This window comes from Vibrio natriegens NBRC 15636 = ATCC 14048 = DSM 759 (assembly GCF_035621455.1).
In the GTDB taxonomy this organism is placed as follows: Bacteria; Pseudomonadota; Gammaproteobacteria; order Enterobacterales; family Vibrionaceae; genus Vibrio; species Vibrio natriegens.
In genome coordinates this window covers 962,509-987,861 of sequence record NZ_CP141823.1, presented here as the reverse complement: position 1 = coordinate 987,861, position 25,353 = coordinate 962,509, and the positions used below count along the sequence as shown (strand labels likewise).

15 protein-coding genes and 1 pseudogene are annotated in these 25,353 nt (G+C 45.6%); 4 read left to right on the top strand and 12 right to left on the bottom strand.

The window, feature by feature from the left end:
• Positions 1-5 precede the first annotated feature (5 nt).
• Both galE and VER99_RS18905 read right to left on the bottom strand, forming a co-directional pair.
• Complete coding sequence (gene galE, locus VER99_RS18910; protein ID WP_020333532.1) at positions 6-1,022, bottom strand: UDP-glucose 4-epimerase GalE; 1,017 nt, start codon at positions 1,020-1,022, stop codon at positions 6-8.
• A 3-nt stretch (positions 1,023-1,025) separates the two neighbouring features.
• A complete protein-coding gene (locus VER99_RS18905) occupies positions 1,026-2,651 on the bottom strand; it encodes a SulP family inorganic anion transporter (protein WP_020333533.1) in 1,626 nt (541 codons plus the stop codon).
• Between the two features lie 838 nt (positions 2,652-3,489).
• Between VER99_RS18905 and VER99_RS18900 the strand changes: the two genes are divergently transcribed.
• Positions 3,490-6,198, top strand: a complete 2,709-nt coding sequence (locus tag VER99_RS18900) for a glycoside hydrolase family 2 protein (protein WP_024372634.1) — start codon at positions 3,490-3,492, stop codon at positions 6,196-6,198.
• 103 nt (positions 6,199-6,301) lie between these two features.
• On the opposite strand, the gene VER99_RS18895 is transcribed toward VER99_RS18900, so the two are convergent.
• The 8 genes from VER99_RS18895 to VER99_RS18860 all read right to left on the bottom strand — a co-directional run bounded on the left by VER99_RS18895 (position 6,302) and on the right by VER99_RS18860 (position 18,836).
• A complete protein-coding gene (locus VER99_RS18895) occupies positions 6,302-7,465 on the bottom strand; it encodes an ROK family transcriptional regulator (protein WP_020334985.1) in 1,164 nt (387 codons plus the stop codon).
• A gap of 9 nt (positions 7,466-7,474) precedes the next feature.
• The gene (locus VER99_RS18890; RefSeq protein WP_020334986.1) at positions 7,475-9,478 is read right to left on the bottom strand and encodes a methyl-accepting chemotaxis protein; all 2,004 of its coding nucleotides are present in this window, start codon (positions 9,476-9,478) and stop codon (positions 7,475-7,477) included.
• Positions 9,479-9,591: 113 nt separating this feature from the next.
• Positions 9,592-11,265 carry a dipeptide ABC transporter ATP-binding protein gene (locus tag VER99_RS18885; RefSeq protein ID WP_020334987.1) on the bottom strand — a complete coding sequence of 558 codons (1,674 nt, stop codon included), beginning with the start codon at positions 11,263-11,265 and terminating at the stop codon, positions 9,592-9,594.
• A 10-nt stretch (positions 11,266-11,275) separates the two neighbouring features.
• Complete coding sequence (locus VER99_RS18880; protein WP_020334988.1) at positions 11,276-12,451, bottom strand: ABC transporter permease; 1,176 nt, start codon at positions 12,449-12,451, stop codon at positions 11,276-11,278.
• Positions 12,452-12,467: 16 nt separating this feature from the next.
• Positions 12,468-13,463, bottom strand: coding sequence for an ABC transporter permease (locus tag VER99_RS18875; RefSeq protein ID WP_014235060.1), 996 nt, complete (start codon positions 13,461-13,463; stop codon positions 12,468-12,470).
• 113 nt (positions 13,464-13,576) lie between these two features.
• Positions 13,577-15,496 (bottom strand): ABC transporter substrate-binding protein, encoded by a 1,920-nt coding sequence (locus VER99_RS18870; RefSeq protein ID WP_020334989.1) that lies wholly within the window; start codon positions 15,494-15,496, stop codon positions 13,577-13,579.
• Positions 15,497-15,563: 67 nt separating this feature from the next.
• Positions 15,564-17,285 (bottom strand): DUF2264 domain-containing protein, encoded by a 1,722-nt coding sequence (locus VER99_RS18865; protein WP_024372633.1) that lies wholly within the window; start codon positions 17,283-17,285, stop codon positions 15,564-15,566.
• A 348-nt stretch (positions 17,286-17,633) separates the two neighbouring features.
• Positions 17,634-18,836 (bottom strand): anaerobic sulfatase maturase, encoded by a 1,203-nt coding sequence (locus tag VER99_RS18860; RefSeq protein ID WP_020334991.1) that lies wholly within the window; start codon positions 18,834-18,836, stop codon positions 17,634-17,636.
• Positions 18,837-18,971: 135 nt separating this feature from the next.
• On the opposite strand from VER99_RS18860, the gene VER99_RS18855 reads away from it, so the two are divergent.
• From VER99_RS18855 to VER99_RS23050, 3 genes and pseudogenes are all read left to right on the top strand, one after another.
• Positions 18,972-20,468, top strand: coding sequence for a sulfatase family protein (locus VER99_RS18855; RefSeq protein ID WP_020334992.1), 1,497 nt, complete (start codon positions 18,972-18,974; stop codon positions 20,466-20,468).
• A complete protein-coding gene (locus tag VER99_RS18850; RefSeq protein ID WP_020334993.1) occupies positions 20,465-21,931 on the top strand; it encodes a sulfatase family protein in 1,467 nt (488 codons plus the stop codon). The genes VER99_RS18855 and VER99_RS18850 overlap by 4 nt, the downstream gene beginning before the upstream one ends.
• A 12-nt stretch (positions 21,932-21,943) precedes the next feature.
• Positions 21,944-22,039: pseudogene (locus VER99_RS23050) on the top strand (glucose PTS transporter subunit EIIB); the annotation flags it as partial.
• Between the two features lie 94 nt (positions 22,040-22,133).
• Here the strand turns inward: VER99_RS23050 and VER99_RS18845 are convergent.
• Entirely contained in the window at positions 22,134-23,057 is a 924-nt protein-coding gene (locus VER99_RS18845; protein WP_020334994.1) for a Fe(3+) dicitrate ABC transporter substrate-binding protein, read from the bottom strand.
• Positions 23,058-23,142: 85 nt separating this feature from the next.
• Positions 23,143-25,284, bottom strand: coding sequence for a TonB-dependent receptor family protein (locus tag VER99_RS18840; RefSeq protein WP_024372632.1), 2,142 nt, complete (start codon positions 25,282-25,284; stop codon positions 23,143-23,145).
• Positions 25,285-25,353: the final 69 nt, after the last annotated feature.

Genomic DNA, 25,353 nt, shown 5'->3' with positions numbered 1-25,353 from the left:
AAGAATTAAGATTGGTAACCATTCGGATTGCGCTGCTGCCAGTTCCAACTGTGCTCAACCATATCCATTAAATCGTGATTCGCGCTCCAACCGAGCTCTTTCTCAGCCTTATCCACTTCGGCAAAACACTGCGCAATATCACCAGCTCTTCGTGGCTCGATGCGCACTGGTAACTCTCGGCCGAGTACCTTATTCATCGCCGCAACCATATCTAATACGCTGACGCCATTACCCGTCCCAAGGTTGTAGACATGCAGCCCACTGACATTGCCTCGCTCTTCCAGTGCCGCCACATGGCCTTCGACGAGATCTTGAACATGAATGTAGTCACGTACGCCAGTGCCATCATGCGTTGGGTAGTCGTTACCGAAAATAGAGAGCGTGTCGCGTCGTCCAATCGCCACTTGAGTAATAAACGGCATCAGGTTATTGGGGATACCGGTTGGATCTTCACCAATTAAACCGCTAGGATGAGCCCCGATCGGGTTGAAATAACGTAACAGCGTGATGCTCCAGTCCGGGTTGGCAGCAGAGAAATCTCTCAAACAACTTTCGACCATATGTTTACTCGTACCATATGGGTTGGTCGTTGCGCCGGTTTGGGCAGTTTCAGAAATAGGAACCGTTAGAGGATCGCCATAGACCGTCGCCGATGAACTGAAGATCAAACGGTAAACATGTGCAGCTCTCATCGCTGCCAGTAAATTCAGCGTGCCTGAGAGGTTGTTATCATAGTATTCGAGGGGTTTGGCCACTGATTCGCCTACTGCTTTTAACCCGGCGAAATGCATCACGGCACCGATTCTGTGCTGTTCGAAAATGCAATCAAGCACGAGTCGGTCGCGAATGTCCCCCTGATATACAACCAATGAACGCCCAATCAACTTCTCAATACGACCCACGGCCTTAGGATTACTGTTGCTGAAGTTATCCAGCACAATCGGTTCATGTCCTGCAGCTGCCAATGCAACACAGGCGTGACTACCGATATAGCCGCAGCCACCCGTCACTAATACTTTCATGAATTACCTCTTACAAATGAGCTTTAACAATGGCGTCAATCGATCGGAAAAATGTTCTTCTCGTACCGACGTTGCACCATTTAATAGTGATGCTTTGGCGTTCGCTTTAAAGCGACAGAAATAGACGCTCCGCCCGCTGGTTGACACGTAGTCATCGAGCATCTGTACACCAAGATGGTCAATGAAGTTGATCCCTCTTCCCAAAATAATCAGTTGCTTAGAACTGATCTTCTGCAACTCTTGGTGGAGGTATTGAACGCAACCAAAGAAAATCGAACCATTGATGCGGATAACCGCGATATCTTGCTGTTCATCAATATTCAGCTCGTCGCAATTTAATAATTCAATGGTAGGACGCGACGTTCTGCGCAAGTAAAAAAAGAGAGAAGCTGCAACGCCAACATAGATAGAAAGTTCAAGGTGAAGAAAAATCGCGGCTAGGCTGGTCACTGCCAAAATAAAGATTTCTTTACCATCATGTTTTGCAATCACTTTAATGTGATGAACATCCACCAGATTCCAGGCAACAACCAGCAACAAACCACCCATACCTGCAATCGGTATATAGGCTGCGTACGGAGCAAACAGCACCATGATGATTAATAAGAACACGCCTGCAAACACGGCGGCTAGTGGGGTTTGTGCGCCGCTACTGTAATTCACGCCGCTGCGGGTGAAAGAGCCCGAGGAGACATAACAAGAGAAGAACGAGCCAACCATGTTTGAAATTCCCTGGCCGATAAACTCTTGATTACTATCAAGCTGTTGGCGAGATTTCATCGCAACTGAGCGGCTAATTGAAATCGCTTCAACCAGACCCAACATCGCAACCGCGAAAATACCGTCAAGCATGGTAGATATATGGCTAAAACCAACAAAAGGAGAAGACAGGCTTAAATAGTTACTGCTTACTTGGCTCACCATCAAAACTTCGTTACCGGCATGATTCATCCAAGTCGCAAACCCCATCGCCACCAAGGTCGCGAATAACATGTGGGGTAGTTTTGGCCAAATGCGTTTACACAACACACAAACTGCGATGGTAACAATGCCCACTAATAGCTCTTTACTATTTAATGCATTGATATTACTGACTAGCAGTATGATATTTTCAACCGCCGTTTCGCCTGAGTCGTATTGCAAACCGAATACATGTTTAAGCTGGCTGACCCCGATAACAATCGCCGCACCTAAAGTGAACCCAAGCACCACAGAGTGAGACACAAAATTGACCACAACGCCAAAACGCAACAGTCCGAAAAGCAGTTGAATAATCCCGGCACACAGGGTCAACGTAAAACACAGTTGGATGTAAAGAGGCGTTCCCGGATCAGCGAATTGACTTATGGTGGTAAAGACAATCACCGAAAGAGCCGCTGTCGGGCCCGAAATCAAATGATGCGATGAGCCAAACAGTGATGCCAAAATAGCGGGAATAATTGCCGTATACAGACCAAACTCAGGCGGCAAACCTGCAATCATGGCATAAGCAATACCTTGGGGGAGCACGATAATTGCTCCTGTAAGTCCGGCTAAGATATCCGCTTTAAGAGTTTGAGAGTTTACCTTGGAAGACCAGCTTAAAAACGGAAACAGAAGGGACAACTTGCGATGTTCAACAGCGCGCATCACGATTCCTCTAACAACAGTCGATTTATGACGGGAAGATGATCACCTCGCTTTCCTGTACTCACCCAGAAACTAAAAATTCATACAGAAGCAAAATGAGCACAAAAACTATAAACAATCGCCCCGATGCAATCAACATTAAATGAAACATCATTTCATTTTTAATTTTTATCAATTTCAATTATGTGACACAGATTATAAAACATCGTTTCAAAATTGATTTATCACTCCATAGTGATACTATTTAGCTGTGAACGCTAGTTAGCTACTAGCTGTTCTTATTTTATGAAATATTTCTTCACTATCAGATTAATATTTTAATCCAAAGATATTGAATATGAGTCATTTAAAATACGATGGTTTTAATGAGGTTAAGTTAGCAGCATTTGAAACTTAAAGTCTTTGATAGCTCAAAGTAAGTTTTAACTGGTATTGGCCCTACGAAAGTAGTTACTGGTTGAAATAAGATATAGCTTTATATTTCCTAAGATATTGTTTGCATACTAAAAGAGCCCTTATGGGCTCTTTCTTTTTAAATAAACAAAATCAAACAATTAACTTATTCATCACCACTTACACTTTCTATTAACAACCCATTCCGTCCCAATGAAAATATAAGAAAAAATAATATGCCTTTATTTTTTCGACCTTGTTTATTAATAAATAAAGCGACAATTCAGTTTACACAATCGTAAATACCAACAATCACGCGATTAAATGGAACAATAGTAAACTTGGTTAACTTTGTAGTGTGATTTTGGATTCAAAACTGTTCCAAATTGAATTTTAAGGCGTTGATATACTACCACGGTCTAAGTAACAGCATTAGGAACAACACATGGCATCACAGATAGAACAGACTCGTTGCCTGTCACAACTCATTCACCACAAGCCAATTCACTCGCTTAATTGTCAGCGTGATTTTTCTCATTCTGGATTTTTCTCTATGCCGGATCCGTCACGTCACGTTTTTGATTTCAATGGGGGCTGGCTGTTCTACAAGGGTGATCCTCTAAACGCCAATCAACTTATTTGCGATGATAAAAACTGGGTATCAGTTTCTCTCCCACATTGTGTGGAATTGTTACCTGAAGATGCCAGTGGCACCATTAATTACCAAGGCGTCGTTTGGTACCGGAAGCACTTTCTTATCCCGGAGAATTTAAAAGATCAAAGAATCATCATTGATTTTGAAGCTATTCAAGGTAAATCAGAAGTGTGGATTAACGGAGAGCTGATTGCCTCGCGTAAAGAAGAATTTCTACCGCTTGTTATTGATATAACGTCATTCCTGAACTTTGATTCAACCAATATTATTGCGGTCAAAGCAGATAATAGCGATGACTCAAGCTTCCCAGCAGGAAAAAATCAATACGAGCTTGATTTTACTTACGTTGGCGGTATTTATCGCGATGTGTGGCTCTATTCCACACAAAAGATGATGCATTTTGGCCATGAAGGAATCGCTAACACTCCAACCCCTAATACCAAACATTCTGGATTAAGAGTTCGCTATCGCAACGTTTCAGAACAAAGTGCCACCATTGATCTTGGCATGCAGATCATTAATCAAACGAATAATACGCAGCCAGTCACTATTGAGTGCCAACTGAGCTCTTGCCAAACTGGACACGTTACTACCAAGCAGTCGTTGAATGTTTCGATAGAATCTAGTGATCAGCATATCAGCTGTAAAATGCAAGTAGAGCAGCCAGAACTTTGGCACCCCGACTCACCTAATTTGTACTGGCTAGACTGCCGACTCTTCGACAATTCTGGCGAACAGATTGATAGCGTGCGATTGAGAAATGGCATTCGCACTCTTGAACTAAAAGGCAAAGATGGCCTTTACATTAACGGCAAAGCCTACGAAGAAAAGCTAATCGGTGTTAACCGCCATCAGTACTACGCACACATCGGCACTGCATTGAGCAATAGCCAGCATTGGAATGATGTAAAGAAACTCAAAGATGCTGGCTTGTCGGTGATCCGCACCGCTCATTACCCGCAAGACCCTGCCTTTCTTGATGCCGCTGATCAATTGGGAGTATTAATTATTCAGCCTTCTATTGGTTGGCAATTCTGGAATGAAGAGACTCAGTTTGTTGAACAAGCCAAGCAAAACGTACGCGAAAAAATTCGTCGCGATCGCAACCACGCATGCATTTGGATGTTTGAACCCGCTCTAAATGAAACCCATCAGCCGCACTGGTTTTTAAAAGAGTTACACCAAATTGTTCATCAAGAAATGGATGAAGCGACTTGGGTTCCACTCGACAGCTATATTGATTGTCCTGAAGCAAGAGAAGTGATGTATGCGCATCCTAACCAAGTCAAAGAAGGTGAAGCGGATGAAGGGCAATTGACTTATCCTGCGGAATTTGACGTTCCCGTATTTACGCGCGAATGGGGAGATAACGTCGACGACTGGAATTCTCACAACTCTAACAGCCGAGTTCATCGTAGCTGGGGTGAACAAGCACAAATCATTCAAGCGCTGCACTACGCTACAGGCTCCGATAGTTCCGGCCATGAATATGCCACCAATCTCAACGTATTACATCAAACACCACGGCAGCATATTGGCGGCACTTTATGGCATGGTTTTGATCACCAACGCGGTTATCATCCTGAGCAGTTTTGGGGTGGTATTATGGATGCGTTTCGCCAAGATAAATACAGCTACCATGTATTCATGGCGCAGCGTAACCCAAACAAAACCCATCCTATTTGCCAATCGGGTTACCATTTGAAAATACTCCACGAAGCCACGCCTATTTCTGGTTCAGATATCGTGGTGGTGAGCAATGTGGATAGAGTTGAACTGAGTGTCGCGGGTCAATATTTCGGTACACAAGTTGTCAAAAATCCGAGAAAAGGCATTCCGTTTTTGCCTGCTATATTCAAAGGCGCTTTTAATTTTATGGACTTTAAGCACCTGCACCGCGAAGAAAGGTTCACCGAAGCCTGCATTATTGCCAAAGGCTTTGTGGGTGACGAATGTGTGATCACCGAAATCAAGTATCCGGCAAAACGACCAACACGTCTGCGCCTTAGTATCGACAACTCATCGCTCATCGCCAATGGTTCTGATATTGGTACCATCGTTGCTGAAGTCACTGATGAAGATGGAAATGTAAAACGCTTGGCCCGACATCACATAAAGTTTGAGGTTTATGGTGAAGCGAGCCTAATCGAAGCCGACAACATTTTTGCGAACCCAAGGGCAACGGAATGGGGGAGCGCACCAGCGTTGATTCGCACCACGCAAACGGCCGGCAAGATACTGGTGATTGCCCGTCCGGTAAATGAAGGGATGAATACGCTTGTACCCGCTATTTTGGAGTTAGATACCAAGCCTAATACGCTTCCTATTCTGCAATCGGAGCCACCAACTCAATCATCCGATAGCATTGCGCGATTAGCCGAAATTAAACACTCTTTTGTTGAGGAAGTTGATAATAGAATCGCTCGCAACGCCTATATAAGAGCCAAACATCGAGGTGTTGAATTGCAACAATCAGATTGTGGCGAATTTCATTTCTAATCTAACGCGCCAACTCAGTTGGCGCATTTTTCTCAGCCAAAAATCTTGGGTACTAAACTTACCCCGACTCTAAATGCCTAGGTGATAATCAATAATGCTCAGGCTAATTTAAGCTTTTCTCAATAAATAGATACGCTAACCCCTTAAGCTGTTGAGAAGTTGATAATTCACCAAAAATAACTTGAGTTTGATGCTGAGTCAGCTCGTCGTTGTCATTGAATGGGTGTGAGGCAATTGCTTCGCGAATACTGCTTAACCAAGCGTCACCCAACTCACATAAAGGGCCATACAGTAAAATTTGCTCAATGCCGACTAAATTTAAGCAATTACTTAACGTTCGGCCAATCACATTGACTGCATTTTCACTCAAACGTATGGCACTTGGATGATTCGCTAATACCGCATCAATAAAATGTGCATTCCCTATACACCCTTTCTGTAAAACCTTATCCCACTCACTTTGTAATGCCGATAACGAGGCAACCGTCTCCAGGCATCCTCTCTGGCCACAGCCACACTGCTTGCCATGAATATCCACCAAAGTGTGTCCAATTTCGCCATTCGCATGAGAACGACTAAAAAAGACTTGCTCATCGATGATAAAAGCCGAGCCAATTCCATAGTCTAAATTCACTACACAAAAGTGCTCAGGGCGTTCACTTTGCCACTTTTCTGCCAATGCCAATCCGACACAATCGTTTTCAACAATGACCTCTGTATCAAGCCGTTGCGCTAACAAATATCGACATTCAAAGCCGCCTTTCCACTTGGCAAGAGGCATATGTAAAGATGCCCCACTGTGCCTGGATACTTGACCGTGCAAGCCGATAGCGACACGTAGTTTGCGCTGTTTACTGGCGTTTCGTGCGTTATCATATACGTCACAGACCGCGTCAATTAACGCTTCTGGTGTTTCGACATTGATCTCGGTCTCTGAGGCTTCGAGTAGCAACTCCAGGTCTGCAGTAACAACGAGTGCCGCGATTTTGTTTGGTGATACATTTAAACAAAGAATGGGGCTGAGTTTATTACTAAGTGCATAGATCCCCGCTCTGTTACCACGGCGTTGAACAGGTCCGGGGAAAAGCATGATTTTTGATTCAGCATCCAAATCCGACAGTATCTTGCTCACAGCAGGTATCGAAAGCTGAGTGCGGGACGCCAACTCTGATTTACTCAAGGGACCACTTTTCGCCAAATGCGTTAAGATGGAACGCTTGTTGTGAACTCGAATCGCTTTATTGGATAAACCTAATCCTTGACGCATCTCCATCACTCACCCCAGCTTATAGTGCTCAATCAATTTAAGTTGCTCTATCGACAGCTCTTGCAACTTCTGTCCGTTTGCTGCCACTTCCACAGCGCCTTTTGAATTCGATGACGCGATGTCTGAGATTCGACTGATGTTTTTTGCTATGTCTATCGCGGTGTTTTGTTGCTGTTCTGTCGCCGAAGCGATATGTGCTCCCAACTGAGCAAGTTCAGAAATTGAAGCTTGAATACCTTGCATTACCATGCTGGTTTGATTGGATGATTCGCGCGAGTGCTGCATATAAAAATGGCATTGCTCCACTTGCTGGACCGCCTGCTCAACCGATTTATGCAACAATTGAGTCATTGTATGGATCTCTTGGGTTGAACGACCTGTACGACCAGCGAGTTCCCTAACTTCGTCCGCAACCACAGCAAAGCCGCGCCCCATGCTTCCAGCTCTCGCGGCCTCGATGGCGGCATTAAGCGCGAGCAAATTGGTTTGATCCGCTATGGCTTGAATCACTTCGAGCACCCGGCCTATCTCTGTGCTTACATCACTCACTCGCGATATGGCATCTGCGGACTCTTTGAGAGCTTGTGAAAGCTGATGTTGAGCTTCGAGGTTGTCAGTGGTTTGTTGTTGTCCTTTCACGACCGAACGCTCAATTTCGTTTAACTGAGTTTGGCTGGTACGTGTGGCTTGGGAGACCTCCGCGACCGAGCTTTCCATTTCGCTCATCGCCGCTGCGACACTTTCGGTTTCGATGCGCTGTGACTCCAGCGATTTTTGACTTTTAGAGGCTGTAACTTGATTGTGATTAGCAAGCTGGTTTTGCTGATGGGATACCGACTGTACCAATGCCACCAAGTGCTTGAGTGTATTGATCATTTGATCTATCGAGTTAGACAATTCGCCAAACTCATTCTTGCTTTTAATGCCGGTAGTTAACGTCAGATCGCCATTTTCTATACGATTTAACGACGCTTTAAGCATGTATAACGCGTTACGAATCGTCCGGCTTAGTGTCACAGCAACCATTGACACGATTAAGAAAGAGAATAACGTAACCAAAATGATAAGTTTTTCTCCTCTCGCTTGCATCACATTGACTTCAGTAACTTGCTGTTCAGACAGTTGTCGAAGCTGTTCAGACTGATGGACAAACAGATCGATTAACTGTGCCGTATCTGACTGAACCCCAGCGAGGAGTTCGAAAACTTCGGCCTGTTCCAACATGGCGTGATAATGTTTGACCAACACGCCTTGCTCGTCCGTCGCATGATCGATCACAGTCTTCAGGAGTTTTTGATCGCGCGTTGTATAACTGCGTGTTTTTTCCGCGAGAGACTGGCTGGTTTTAATAATCCGCTCGGCGACGGCGCGATTCTTTTTAATCAGTCCATCGATAACGTCTGCCGAATTCGAATTTAAGCCTTGGTTGGTATTAAAAATAAGTGAATCAATAGTGGCTGCTAGATTGTTTGCCATAAAGCTGGCATTCATATCATCAACCGAGCCAGACAAGCTATAAGCGGCACGTTTCATTTTGGTGCTGTCTAAAACAAACTGCCTAGTCCGACCCTCTACCCATTGCTCTGTGTCGACAACTTGTTGATACCGTTTGAACAAATCGTGTGTTTGAGAAAATAGGGCGATGTCACGTGGAGTTTTTAACAAATCAATTTGATGTTCGTTGAGTTGGGTGAACAACGCATCCAACTCCAACAATTTTTCATCATAGCGCTCATGGTTTTTTAAAAACTGAGATTCGATTGTTGTATATATGTCGGCATCCAACGGCGTGAAATAAGAGTTAGCCAAGGCTTGGCTAGTGAGCAGATGCACTGTCACTCGATTCAACTCAACCATATAAGGAGAAATCACTTCTGTCACGATATGGGTACGCTCAGACTGCAAGTTACCCTGGAGCAAACTCACGCCCGCAATCGAAATCATCGCCAGCAACAACAAGGTAAAGCCAATGTAGATACGTCTAACAATGGACAGATCTTGCCAAAACTTCATAGGAACCTTTTAATATTTTTATAATTTACGAATTGTGAAAATAAAAAAGGCCGCATAACGCGGCCTTTTAAAGACAACTTAAAGTCACCCTGAGTTAGAGTAACCAGTGAACTTTACGCCACTTCTTTAGGTAGTTCGGCAACAGGAACCGCTGCAATCAATTTTTGAGTGTATGGTTCTTGTGGGTTATGAATTACCTGCTCGATGGTACCCTGCTCCATTATCGTGCCGTGTTGCAGTACGATCACTCGATCACAGAAGTACTTCACGGTTGCAATATCATGGGTGATTAAGATGAACGATGTGCCAAATTCGTTTTGGAATTCAATCAATAGGTCCAAAACCTGTGCACGCAATGATACGTCCAATGCTGCCGTCGCCTCATCTGCAATGATGAGTTTAGGGATCGTCACCAGCGCGCGAGCAATAACAATTCGCTGGCGCTGCCCGCCAGAGAATGCGTGTGGATAGCGGCTTGAGAACTCCGCAGGCAAACCCACTCGACGCATCATATTGCGTACGCGATCTTTACGTTCTTGCGCGCTCATCTCTGTACGAAGCAGTTTCAGCGGCTCTTCAATGATATCCGCAACCGTCATACGTGGATTTAAAGAAGACCATGGGTCCTGGAAAATCAAACGTAGATCGGCAAACAAAGGATCGCGTTTCACACGCTTGTAGTCAGCAAGCTCAAGCTCGACGTCACTACTTTCGTCTACGTAACGAATGTTACCTGACGTTGCTGGCTGCATACCTAAAATCGCTCGACCTAAGGTACTCTTGCCAGAACCGGACTCACCAACAATTCCCAAAGACTCACCTGGGTGCAGCGTTAACGTCGCGTTGTTAACCGCCGTCATAAATTGTTTTTTCTCGAACATCTTGCCCGGTTTTTCAAACACTTTAGTGACGTTGTGTACATCTAAAAGTGGCGTTTGCCCTGTGTAAACAAACGGTTTTTTCACCTCAGAAGGTAGCTCAAGCGCACGCGTCGCATTCATCAGCTTAATCGTATATGGGTGCTCAGGTCGCTCGAAGATTTGGCGCACATCACCTTGCTCGACAACCACACCTTTTTCCATAACGACGACACGGTCCGAGATTTGTGCCACTACCCCTAAATCATGAGTAATGAACAAAATAGCCATGCCTATCTCTTGCTGCAGTTTGGCAAACAACTCCAAAATTTCAGCCTGAGTGGTCACATCTAACGCCGTTGTTGGCTCGTCGGCAATTAATACATCCGGACGACTGGCAATCGCCATCGCGATGACAACTCGTTGACGCTGACCACCAGATAACTGGAACGAGTACTTGTTAATCAAACTTTCCGGCTCAGGCATTTGTACCTGAGTCAAAAGTTCAATTGCACGTTCATGAGCCACTTGTTTCGTGATGCCTGGGTCAACAAGACAAAGCACTTCTTTAATTTGATCGCCAACCGTATGAACAGGGCTCAGTGCTGCCATTGGCTCTTGCGATACCAATGAGAAGTTAAAGCGACGCAAATTACGCATTTCTTCACTACGCGGATGCAACGTGGTGATATCCACCTTGGATCCATCTGTATAATAAAGAATTTCCCCTGAATCAATGCGTCCTGGTTTGTCCAGCAGTTGAAGAATCGCGCTGGTTGTCACAGACTTACCAGAACCCGATTCACCGATGACTGACAAGGTTTCCCCACGATTTAAATGAAACGATACGTTTTTAACAGCGTGGAAGGTTTCCATCGTTGTCGGGAAGCTGACGTTCAGATCTTTAACTTCAAGAATTTTATCCGCCATTTTAAATACCTTATTTTGCACCTTGTTCATGGTAAGGGTCGCAGGCGTCACGTAAACCGTCACCTACAAAGTTCATCGCTAGAATGGCAATAACCACACTTGCTGCTGGAATTAACAGCCAGATTGCATCCGCTAGTGCACGGATGTTTTGGGCTTCTTGTAACAATACACCCCAACTCACCATAGGTGGTTGAAGGCCCAGACCTAAGAAGCTAAGCGCCGTTTCGCCCAAAATCATGCTCGGAATGGCTAGCGTAACCACTGCGATGATATGACTCAGGAAGTTTGGCACCATGTAACGGCGGATAATTTCAAATGGCGAGTTGCCATCTAACCATGCCGCTGCAACATACTCTTCGCTCTTCAATGACATGAAGCGGCTGCGGACAACACGAGCCATATCAGGCCATGCAACCAAACCTAAGATAATGGTGATCAGGAAGTAACGCTGCAACGAGCTCCAGTCATTAGGTAATGACGCACCTAGCGCCATCCAAAGTGGAAGCGTTGGTACCGATTTAACAATTTCCATGGTGCGCTGGATGAAGTTATCCACTCTGCCACCAAAGTAACCGGAGATACCACCCACCAAAATACCGATGAAAAAGGTAAAAAATACACCAATCAGACCAACCGACAGTGAGATACGCGCACCATGAATTAGTCGCGATAACATATCGCGTCCCATTCGGTCAGAACCGAGGATGAAGAAAGGATCACGTTTATTCTTAGGTACAAGTAACTTGTACTTCATCGGAATGAAGCCCGCTAGCGTGTACGGTTCTACCTCACCAAAAAATTCAAAATAAACTTTCTTCTCTGGATTCTCGGTGTAATGACGTTTTAGCGAACGAGGGTCGGTTTTCACGGTGTAGCCGATTAAATGTGGCGCCCAATCCCAACCTTCGCTGGTTTTCTCAAACAGATTTACCTGTTGCGGCGGCGCGTAAGTATATCGACGCCAGTTGTCACTTGAGTTAAACGGTGCAAAAAACTCTGCGAATGCAGCGACAAAATAGATTAGAGCTAAGAACCACATACTGTACCAAGCCAGTTTGTGACGTCTTAATTTAAGACCAATCAATTGCCAGGCGGTTGCTTCCGTTAGGTCAATCTGTTTTTTCTTTCGCTTCCATACTCGAGCAAATATGCTATTGGCAGGAGCAGTTTGAATATTAGCTGTCATGATGATTACTCCTCGGTTAAAGACCAGCGCGTACGCGAGGGTCTACCCAATACATGATGAGGTCAGAAATGATGGTGCCGATAATGGTTAAGGTAGACATCAGCAATAGAATGTCGCCAGCCAGGTACATATCTTGGTTACGCAATGCGCTAAGCATGGTTGGTCCCATTGTCGGGATGTTCAACACCTGGCTTACAATCACGTCTGCACTGATAAGAAGTGGTAACTGCCAACCAATCGTCGCAGCAAGTGGTAGACACGCGACACGAATAGGGTATTTAACTAAGAGCGTAAATTCTTTTTGGCCTTTCGCTCGTGCGGTTTTTACATAAGGCTTTGTTAATTCATCGAGCAAGTTGGCACGCATAATACGAATGATACCCGCCATACCTGCGGTACCCGCAACGAGAATATACAACCAGCTACGACTAACACCGTCCATGAATTTGTCGAAACTCATAGGTTGAGAGATATACTCTGGCGAGTAAAGGCCAGACAGCATCACGTCAAAAGAGTGATAACCAATTAGCAAGGCAACAATCGCAATAACAAAGTTAGGCGTTGCCATACCAATGAAGCCAAATATGGTTGCGATGTAATCGCCAAATGAGTATTGACGCAGAGCAGAGTAAACACCGATTGGAATAGCCAACGTAAATTTGAAAACCAGTACGGCACAGGCTAAAAGAATGGTAGGTAACAGTGTAGGCTGAATGTTATCCCAAACTGGTTTATTGTTAACCAGAGAAAGCCCGAGATCACCTGTAAGTAGACCTCCCATCCAACTTATGTAACGCTCATGCAACGGTTTATCCAAACCAAACATTTCACGCAAAACAAGTATCTGCTCTGGGTCGACATCTTGACCCATAGCGGCCATTTCTGCGATTTTTGCAGAAGCAAAATCACCTGGTGGTAAATCAATAACGACAAAAACTAAAATAGACACGACCAGCAAAGTGGTAAATACCGCCGCTAATCTTTGTCCTATATACAGAAAAAAACTGCTCATAATTATTCCTACATTTGCAACTTCGCAAACAGTTAAAACAAAAGGTTCGTTAGCCGCAGCTGCTAGTGACTGCGGCTAACAGGTCTGGTTTAACCATACCTAGTTCAACGAAATTACTTTGATTCCTTCCAAAGTTGAGCGGTACGCATTGGACCTGGCGAAGCGATACTGTATGAGTTTGGAACCTCAGTATCAGCGTTGCGAACGCCTTTACGAATGATCACACCTTCATCCAGTGGTTGAACCGTACCAATTACATAGAAGTTTTCTTTCGCAATATCAATAATTTGCTGCATCAGCTTAGACTGTTCTTCATGAGAAGATGTTTTACCCATAGCTTGGTAAAGCTCAATTTGCTTCTTAATGTGCGCAGGTGGCTCAACAGCATTAGCGTGTGAAGTATCTGTCATCCAGTAGTAGTAGCCTAAGCCCCAGGTAGACTCTGGGTTTTGAGGTGCATAGCTGCGGAAAGTATCCAACACACCGATACCACCATCACCTTTCGCTGGCGCTAAATCATATTCATTCGCCAAACGTTGAGTTTGCAGGTAAGAACCTTCAACGATACGGATATCCAGGAATACGCCCACGTCTTTCCAATCGTTTTTCACAAGCTCAAGAATGTCTGTGGTTTCACCAACGTGCTGTTGGTTAACCAACGCTTCAATACGCAGGCGGTTGCCATTTTTATCCAGGCGGTAGCCATCGTCGTCTTTCTTATTCAGACCGACTTTGTCTAACAGTTGGTTGGCAAGTTCTGGGTTGAACTCTGTGTATTGAGTTGCAAATTCCTCATCGTAGAATGCACTACCCTCTGAAGGCGCTGCTTGGTAAGGCGCAACGACACCAGAGAAAATAGTCTCACTAATACCTTCACGATCAATTGCGTGAGAAAGTGCTACACGGAAATCTTTGTTAGAAAATAGTTCACGCTTAACTGGATCTTTGTGCGTTTGGTTTAAGCCAAGGATCTGCGCGTTCATGCTAGTACTTGGACGAGTCGCGTAAGTGTAGTCACCCTTCTTCTCGTTTTCGATGAGCATTGGACGGTACTTAGCTACGCCAATATGACGAGTTTGGAAGTCTGTCTCACCAGCGGCAGCGCGAAGAACCATCTCTTCTTTATTCTCAGAGTAAGAGAAGTAAACCGTATCTAGGTAAGGTAATTGGTTACCCGCCGTATCGACTTGCCAATAGTATGGATTGCGTTCCCAAATTGCATATTGCGTTTGCGGACCTGGAGCGACTTTTACTTTCCAGGCGTTTACTGTAGGGCGGTCTGGGTTTTGGTAACTTTCTTGGAAGTAAATCGCACGACACTTAGTTTGGAAGTATTGCTGCCAGCTATCAAAGCCAGCGGCTTTTGCTTCTTCAGTCACTTTAGCGTTTACTTCAGGCAAAAATTGCTCACAGTAATGTTTCGGGAACTGAACGATGTTAGAACCATCAGTGTTCGCCAATTTACGAATGAACATACCATCGGCATTTTTTAGCGTGATTTTGATTGTGTGTTTGTCGACAACGGTACCGACTGCATCACCTGATTGACGAGCATAGAGTGGTTTGTTGCCAGACCAGTCTTCACGGTTAATTAAATCTAGGTAGAACTTGATGTCTTCCGCTGTAAACTCTGTTCCGTCAGACCATTTAACGCCTTTGCGCAAGCTGATCGTGTACTCTGTAAGCTCTGGGTTTACTGTGTAGCTAGTCGCTAGATTTGGCTCAATACCCGTGTAGTGACGGTTAAAGTTAAATAAGTTGTCGTACTTAAGCATACGCATACGGTGACCACGGTCCGCTTTTAAACCAAGCAGACGCAATTCACCACCGTATTGACCGATAGATTCAATCGGCTCAACAACAAGTGGGTTTTCAGGCAAACGCTCAGCAACAGGGGCGAGTTGCCCAGCTGCCACCAACTCTTTTAGCTGTGGGGCTTCGTTGTACGTATCCGCCAAAGCAGAAAAAGAGACAGAGGCTGCAACCGCGATAGCGACTTTGCCAAGTAGAGGTAAGCTATTCTTATAACTCATCAGTAACTCCCTGATTTGTATACAAATGTAAAGATTAATTCTTTCGTACTTCGCGTAGCCATTTAACTCAGCGAGGCACATTGCCAGCGTTCACGGCGACAATATACTGGTGTGTACCGGGTTCGATACGACCAGTAATGGCAGGAACACTAGCTTGGGGATAAAGTAAATTGGTGTTGGGTGCGCATGGGTAGACTCGGGTTTTCCCCTCACCTTGCAATAAAATCAGTTCACTAAAGAGCCGCTCAGACTCCACTCGTGCAGGCTGAATCACCTGATGGCTAAACCAAGCTGACCAGCCATCTACGGCATACCCTGTCATCACAAATTCCAAAGCAAAGTCTGTGGTGATTTCATGGCTGCGAAGTTCACCCTGCTCAGTAAATTTTTGGCGCGTTTTCACCACACAACCTTCAAACGGCTGCCATAAAGAGACCAGTGCATCGCCTTCGCGATAGCTATTGATATTTCGGGTGCGACTAAACCATTGACGAGTCTGTGGATGAGCAAAAGCAAAAATATTGTCTCCCGCCCAACCCTGATCCAACCAATTAGTTGATTCAACACACAGCCCGTGCGCGGAGCTATAGGCAAACTTGCTGTATTTGTCATTACAATTACGCAGCTCGTTTGCAGGTGCGCTATTGGTCAACAGATAACTACCCTGACGGCGGGTAATCAGGTGGCGATCACCAATCCACGTGGCGGGCATATTGCTCGATAATGGTTGTTCTTCTACCGTCCAAAATGGATGCTGTTCAGGCAGGTAGAGGGCGTTAAAGGCTTTAAGTGCCAACATCGGTGACGCGTAACTGGTATAGAATTCACTCACGAGCAAGTTAGGGTAAGCAAAGCCCGGTAACAACTGTGCCTGTTGATCCCAGATTGGCTGATTCGCCCACCAGCGCATGGTTTGCATCCAGTAGCTTTTTGCCGTTGCGATATCAATATCAGGATGTTCAGTACGCGCCAATTCCGCCCAAAAAGCAGCACCAGCAAAGCGATAATTCAACGAGCGGCCGTAGCACAGAGGCTGACCATCTTCGCCAAACCAATATTGATAGCGATGAGAAAACTCTATTGCACGGTCAAGCAAAAGCTGACTGCCAACACTCTGATAATTGTCCCAGCGGGCGTACACCAATGCGTAAAGTTGGAAAGCAAACGGGTTGTAATAGTCCACGACACCTGTGAGACCGTCTTGATACCACCCGTTTGTTAAATGCATTTCATCAATAAAAGCGAGGTCTTGTTCAAGCACCTGTTGCTGAATTTCCACACCCAACAACGATAGTGCTTTTAAGATCAGAACCCTAAACCAGCGCCAGTTATTAGGCGGCAACTCTAAATCGGAGACAGAATTTAACCAAGTCACAAGGTTAGTGCGCTGCTCGCGATCTAACGGCTGCCAGTAAAATTCGTTAGCATCGATCAACGCGACTGCAATCGATGACATCTCCACAACACGTTGGTCATAATTGCGTGGAAACTGCCAAAAGTCTTGGTGCATGGGATTGGTACCGTTGGCGATCAACTGGCGCAACTCGGCATGCTCATCTTTCAGCGCTTCTCCAGCTGGCACTGCGCCCCACATCAAACGACAAACATGTTCGATACCCGCTACGCTTTCTGTATAGTGCGCCGCGCTATTAAAGTGCGGCACGTCTTGTGTTGTTCCACGAACAACATCCATTTGGCGCTCTACAATCGCTTTTAGCATTTTCAGCGTTTCAGAACGGCCCGTGCATCCTTGCGCCGTATTTGCCAAACAATTCAAACTTATTGCCACGGGTTACTCGCTTAACAACAAAATCATCAATGAATGAATTAAAACTCATAACCTATAATTATTGAAACGCTTTTTTATATTTTTGATATAAAGATCAAAACTACGTTTTATTTTTTTAGTTCAATGCCCACCTGGCTCACAAAATTGAACTACCAAAAACAATAAAATTAAAACGATGTTTCATTTATTAATAATTTGCTTTCTTAGCATAGATTAAACGGGTTCTGATGTGCTGGGCTGATAGGACTACGGAATTGTAAGCACGCTGAAATAGAAAAATTAGCCTATGACAGCGTGCTCTTTAACAATGCCAGCAGAATTGCTCAAAGGATGGATGCGCACACCTGCCTAGGGGTGGCGCATAAATCGAGCGTAATAGAGAGGTGGCAAGCCACGTTGCAAACATCGCCCCATCGCATCAAGGTAAGGGCGAAGATGAGAGAAAAACTGATAATACCCGTCACACAGATAATGCTTTGCCGATATAGATAACTCCCCGTTTGCATCGATCCGCTGCGCAGGGCAAGCGCCATGACAAAGCGAACGTTGGTCACATCGCTGGCAATGGATTTGGCTACCAGTCGGCTTGCGGGTAGCAAATTGTTGCTGGATCGGTGTTTCTATCAAGTCAGGGTAATCTCGCTGGTTGATATTCCCCACTTTGAATTCTGGATAAACAAAATGGTCACAGCTATAGGCATCACCATTGTGCTCAATCACAAGATTCTCCCCACACTGAGGGGCGTGTACACAAATAGAAGACGGCATACCCAAATGCATGCCGAGCGCATTATCAAAATGGCTGACGTACACCTTACCAATGTCACCTTTGCGCCACTCTTCAAACACATCCACCATAAACTGACCAAACTGCTCTGGAGATACACTTCTCTCCGAAACACCTTTGCCTTTTTCCGGTTCGACAATCGGAATGAACTGAATAAATGTCACCCCAAGTTGTGTCAGGTGCCGATATACTCGTTTACCATGATTGCCGTTGTGGTTTTGAATCACAGTCAGCACATTGGTATCGACCTGATACTTTTGTAGCGTCTGCAAACCTTGGATCACCTGACGATAAGAGCCCTTCCCACTGCGTGTTTTGCGGTAGTAGTCATGCAATTCTTCATCACCATCAATACTGATCCCAACCAAAAACTCATGCTGTTTAAGAAACTCGGCCCAACTGTCGTTAATCAGCACACCATTGGTTTGCAGCGTATTGATGATCTTCATTCCCGGACGGGCATATTTTTTTTGCAGCGCTACTGCCTGGCGAAAAAACGCCAACCCTCTTAATGTCGGCTCCCCACCCTGCCAACCAAACGTCACTTCCGGACAACCAGCAGGCTGGCTCTCTATGTAGCTTTTTACGTGTGCCTCAAGTGTCGTGTCCCCCATATCAAACTGCTTGGTTTGCGGGTAATAGTCGGTTTTGTCGAGATAGAAGCAATAGTCGCAATCTAAATTGCACAAAGGTCCAATCGGTTTGGACAAAATATGAAACGGACGCTTTGCTTTCGCTTTACTGATGGGAATAATAAGTGACACCGTAACCACACCTTGTTATTAGTTGACGAATTATTTTAAAACGCCATTTTAATTTATCATCAATCCGTGATCGCAAACAACATTTATAAAACAATGTTTCAATATAATATTTCAAACCCTCTACTATTGTGAATCATGAAAAAACCCAATTTACTCTATGTATTCCCCGATCAATTTCGCCTGATGTCGCTGGGTATCTGGCAAAATCCTTACTATCGTGACTTAATTCCCGGTGTGGGGGACCCTGTCCATACACCCAACCTTGATGCGTTTATCCAACAATCAACGTTGCTGAACAACGCCGTAAGTAACTGCCCAGTTTGTAGCCCACACCGCGGTAGCTTGATGACCGGGCAATTCCCGTCTCGCAGTGGTGTACCGCTGAACTGTAACTCAGACCGCGTTGATTCCGAGTTGCCAGAAACCGCGATTTGTTTCACTGATGTCCTGTCAATGTCAGGCTATCACGTCGGTTATATCGGCAAATGGCATTTGGATGTACCAACACCAAATGATCCAGTGCAGCCTGGTCATTACGTTGACCCGAATGTACCTGCCTGGGACTCGTACACCGAACCACAGCGCCGCCATGGAATCGATTATTGGTATGGATACGGCACGTTTGATGAACACAACAATCCCCACTACTACGACACCGATGGCCGCCGTCACGAACCAAAGGTATGGTCGGCAGAACATGAAACCGACAAGGCGATTGAGTATCTGAAGAACGAACAAGGCCAGCGCGACGCAAACAAACCTTTTGCGCTGTTTATGTCGATGAACCCGCCACACAGCCCATACGACAGCCTTGACGATTGCCGTATAGAAGATTGGTTACGTTACAAAGACACGCCTGTTGATGAGCTTTTATTGCGCGAAAACGCTGATACGAGCCTCGAAAAAGCCAATAGCGCGCCTTATTACTTTGCCAATGTTACAGGCACCGACAGTGAGTTCGGCCGTCTGGTTGAGACACTGAAAGCGATGGGTGAATGGGACAATACCATCGTGGTATTTACCAGCGACCACGGAGAAACCTTGTGCAGCCAAAGCGTAAATGATGCCAAAAACTGCATCTATAACGAGGCATTTTCAGTACCTTTCATCGTAAAAGCTGCCGATCAGAGTCAGGCAAATCAACACCCAGCCTTTTTGAGCAGTGCTGATATTATGCCAACCGTATTGGGATTGATGGGGCTTTCATCATCTTGCCCAACCAATATTCATGGTCGCAATCTCGATGAGATTTTCCGCTCAGGTTCGATGGATACCAGCCCAACTTACGCTCTCTATCTGAAGAACATGAATACCGCGCCAGGTGCAGACGGTAAAATCCGTGGCTATTTCGCTTCAGTTCGAGGCATTAAGACTGAGCGCTACTCCTTAGCACTACATATTGATGATTTCGGCCAAGTCGAAAAAACCCAATTTTTCGACAACATCCAAGATCCGTACCAAACCAATAACCTAGCTTTCGACCCTGAACAAGCGGACCTTCGTCGCCTATTACGCGCCATGGCAGAAGAATTGGTTCGAACCGACGATCCATGGGCTGACGGCCGAGTGCTTGATCACCTGCTTCCATATGACTTGTTCATTCACAGTGGAACCGATAAGGAATTCTCATGAGTAACGATACACTCCCTAATGTAATTATTATGTATGCCGATGATCTCGGTTTCGGCGATTTGAGCTGTTACGGTGCCAACGACATTCCAACGCCTAATCTGGATAAACTGGCTGAAGAAGGGCTTAAATTCCATCAAGGTTATGCCACGGCGGCGACGTGTACGCCTTCGCGCTATAGTTTACTGACAGGGTCTTATCCTTGGCGTAACCCTAACGCAGCTGTTTTACCTGGCGATGCCCCGCAGATCATCACCATCTCTGATTTTACGATGCCAAAAATGTTCCAAAAGGCTGGCTATCGCACCGGCATCGTCGGTAAATGGCATTTAGGGCTCGGCAATGGTGAACTCGATTTCAATCAAGAAATTCAGGGAACACCAAACGATGTCGGTTTTGACGATTCCTACATTATGGCTGCGACCAATGACCGTGTTCCATGTGTCTACATCGACAATCGCCATGTTGATAACCTCGATCCTTCAGACCCGATTGAAGTGACCTACGATTGGGATCAAGCCTTTGATGACGTACCTACAGGCCGCCACAACCCAGAGCTTCTGGATGTCATGTACGATCATGGCCACGACGGCACGATCATCAATGGCGTTAGCCGTATCGGTCACATGCGCGGCGGTCAATCCGCAATCTGGGATGATGAAACCATGGGCGAAGTCTTTGCTGACAAAGCCATTGAGTTTATCGAGCAAAACCAAGATCAGCCGTTTTTCCTTTACTACGCCTTGCATCAACCGCACGTACCGCGTATTCCGAACCCTCGCTTTAAAGGCGTGACACCCCACGGAGTTCGCGGCGATGTAATCGTCGAAATGGATTGGTGCATTGGGCAGGTCCTCGATAAATTGGAAGAGCTGCAACTGGCTGATAATACGATCTTGATCTTCTCCAGCGACAACGGCCCTGTACTAAATGATGGCTATAAAGATCAAGCGGTTGAGTTCAACGGCGAACATCGAATGGCTGGCCCACTGCGCGGCGGAAAGTACAGCCTGTTTGAAGGTGGTACGCGAGTGCCATTTATTGTCCGCTGGCCAAACGGCGCTACCCGAGGAGAAACAGAAGCCTTGTTCAACCAAGTCGACCTTTATCACTGTTTTGCTCAGCTAACCGGCTCTGAACTGCAAGAGGAAGAAGCGCCAGACAGCCAACCGCTGCTGGACACGTTACTGGGTAAGGAACCTCAAGGCCGAGACAATATGGTGCTTGAAGGGATGCAATACAAAAAGGTATTCAGAGACCAGCGTTACGCTTATATTCCGCCACACGATGACGATTTTATCTGCCAATATACGGGGAATGAAAAAGGTAACCTCTCCAGCGCTCAGCTATTTGATTTACAGGATGATATTGGCCAAGTCGTTAATCTCGCCGAGCAGTATCCCGAAAAAGTTGAAGAGTTAGCAGCTCTGCTTGAAAAGAGTATTAAAGCACCACGCACTCGTTAATCGCGTCTCTTAGATGCACTGGTGATTGGAGACAGTTTACAAGCGATTTTTGGTACGCAGTCTGACTCAATTAAGTCAGAAGTGCACAGCGTACTTGCGACCTCCTGATCTTACCTCCCCCATCTGGGTAAGATTTGCCAACCTCCATGTGAGGTTGGCTTTTTCGTTTTTCCTCAATCTCAGGTTTTTGACCAGTGACGAATTAAGAGCGTTCCAAAAGCGCTTTAAGATTATGGGCGATCTCTTCAGCCGCCAGCATACCGCGGTTGAGTGACCACAGTTGCGGTGAAACCTCGATAACTTGCTGCTTTTTGACTGAAGTCAGCAATTTGAACAATGGATTTTTGCGCCATTCATCGACAACATTGGGGGTGGAATACAGCCCAATCAGTAACCAATCTGGGTTAGTTTTGAGAAGAAACTCAAAACTTGTCGGCAAATAAGCCGTTTGCGTTTTGTCGTCCAGAGGACTGTTTAGCCCCAGAGTCGTCAACACTCCACCAGCGTAAGACACCGGACTATGTAGCCACATACCTTTATCGGAAACGACGCCAAACTGTATGGTCTCTTGAGTAGCAAAGTGCTGTTTGAACTGCGCCATCGTTTGATGATGCTGCTCGACTCGCTGCATCATTTGATCTTGCTTTCCAATCGCGACACCAATTTTTAATGCAGACTCCAGGTTCTCTTGGTACGTCTCTCCACGACTTTTTAGCAACAATGTTGGCGCTATTCGCTGCAAATCTTCATAGATAGTAAGATGACGTTCCGCGTCAGCAATGATGAGATCCGGCTTGAGTTGCGCTATCACTTCTAGGCTAGGCTGTGATCTAGCACCAACAGACTGCCAAGGCTCAACTTTCTCTCTAACGGCGGCAATGACGCGTGTTGGGTCTTTATCATCGGCAACACCAACTGGCGACACATCTACTGCGGCTAAGGCATCCACAAAAGAAAACTCTAAAACAACGACACGCTCTGGAATCGTTTCTATCTCGAATGTGCCCTGCTCATCTTGAACGGTGCGCATCTGAGCCATGGCTGAAGATGAAGCAATGACAAGCATAAGCAACATCAATGAACACACCAAAAAACGGTCAGTCGCCAATCGAGCTTTATTTTCCATAACAATATTCTCCAATACTATGATCGGCAAAGTCGCCAACTTAAGCTGACGACTTTTTCTAGATCAGTAAATCAAGTTCAAGGCGCTAAAACTGGTAGTTCAGATCAAGCGTGTATGAGCGTCCAGGTGCTGGGTAGCGACCAACAGGGCTAGTATCGATTCCGCGGAAGTAATAATCTTCATCAAACAGATTGTTCACGGCGACATTCATGCGCAGCTTACCTTTTTCATCCTTGTATAAGTCCGTACCTAAGTTAAAGTTCCAGACCATATAAGACGGTACTTTACCAGTCGCTCCCGTACTATCTTCAGAGCTAGTGTTGGCGTTATCGGTGTACGCATCGCTGAAATAGAAACCAGATAAAGTGGTATCTACGCCAGAGAAGACATAAGTCGCATCCCAGCCAAGTTGGTGCTTGGAAGAGAACGCTAGCTGATTCCCTTTGTTCTCACCGTCTTCTTCGAGTGTGGCATCTAAGTAGTTGTAGCTTGCACCCAGGCTGAGTAACGGTAATGACTCGGGAACATATCGAGCTGACAGTTCAATACCCTGATGCAGCGTTTTACCAATGTTGTCAAAAGTTTGCGTCGCGCTTTGCCATTGCAGTTGATCCTCGAAATCAATGCGGTAAATCGCAGCGTTGAAACTTGTCTCGTTCTGAGTAAAACGCGCGCCCACTTCGTAGTTCCACGCCAACTCACTGCCCTCTTCACCCAAGCCTCGAATGTAAGCAATCTGAGGTGCACGCAGAGATTTTTGCGCATTTGCGTACGTGACCCACTGTTCATTGAGACTATAAGCCAGCGTCAAACCGGGTAACCACTCCGTCACTTTATTATCTGCACTTTGCTCTTTTCCAAGATCGTCAAAGCTCATATCAACCGATTCAAAACGCAATCCAGGCGTGATTTTGAGTGTATCGTTGAATAGACCAATTTCATTGCTGATGTAACCCGCAAACGCGTCGGTATCTAAGTGCCAGTCACGCGGAACATTGGTGTTACCTCCAGAGAGAGGCGTTTGCGTAAGTTTGTAGTCGATATCTTCGTTTACGTAACGAGCACCAATAATCCAGTTTTGAGTAACGGACTGACCTTCACCAAAATACATTGCTAATTTCGGCTCGATACCATACACAGTAAATTCGCGAGGTGAGGTACGAATATCAGTGGACGGCAAAGCGGGATCAGCCCAGTGCCCACCAGCACTATTAAAGCCCCACTGGAAAAAACGCTCAGATTGATGACCAAAGGTGAGTAACTCAAGTTCAGCACTGTCTGCAAAGGCTAAATCGTGAATGTATTTTACGCTCCAACGCGTCGATTCACCCTGATACTCATCGTATTGGCGTTTCGACTGCTCACGGTCTTGCTGATAATCTTCAGGAGAAAGTGCACCCGGCATTTGAGTGTCTGCTTCATAACGTTGAATAAATGCCTGAAGCTCTTGCGTATCACTAAGTAACCACTGAACTTTGGCTTGGAAATTTTTCACATCCGTATCTGAATGTTCACGGAAGCTCTCACCTTTTAAAAAGTTACCTTCCAATTGCAAAGCGAAAGTATCACTTAACCACCCCCCAGTTCTCAGGTAGAAATCGTTGAGCGGTGTATCTCCGCCTTCAAATACTGTCAGACGATTACTGATCTCCGTCTGCCAAGTGTGGGGAATCGGTTTGGTGACTAAGTTGATCACGCCACCTACGTTGTTTGGTCCGTACTGAACCGCCGCTCCGCCGCGAACAATGTCAATTCGTTCAACCATGGACAACGTCGCTGGGAAAATAGACTGACCAGTATGGCCATATGGTGCGAGGGTTAGGGGAACACCATCCATGAGCATTTGAGCATGACCACTGCGACTCGCATTTAAACCACGCACTGAAATGTTGGGTAGGACTCCCGTTCCGGTTTCATCCTGAACTTTGATACCAGGAACACTTTGCAGCGCGCCATCAATCGAACTTGCCGCCGTTTTTTTGATTTGATCACTGGTGATGATGGTTCGTGCGCCTGGATATTCTTTAACATCTTCAATTTCAGAATTACCTATCACGCTACCCGTAACAACAACGGTTTCCATTGCTGTCGTATTGACTTCAGAAGGTGAAGCACTTGCCTGAGATACCATCGTTGTTGAAGCTAGCGAGGACACTATCGCAATAGCCAAAGGATGCATGGTCAACATTTTGTTCATTCGTTCATTCCGTTTCATTATATATGACATACAAATACGAATGAGAACAAATATTAATTATGTTTTCAACATTAACTTGAAAAACATTTTTTGTTTACC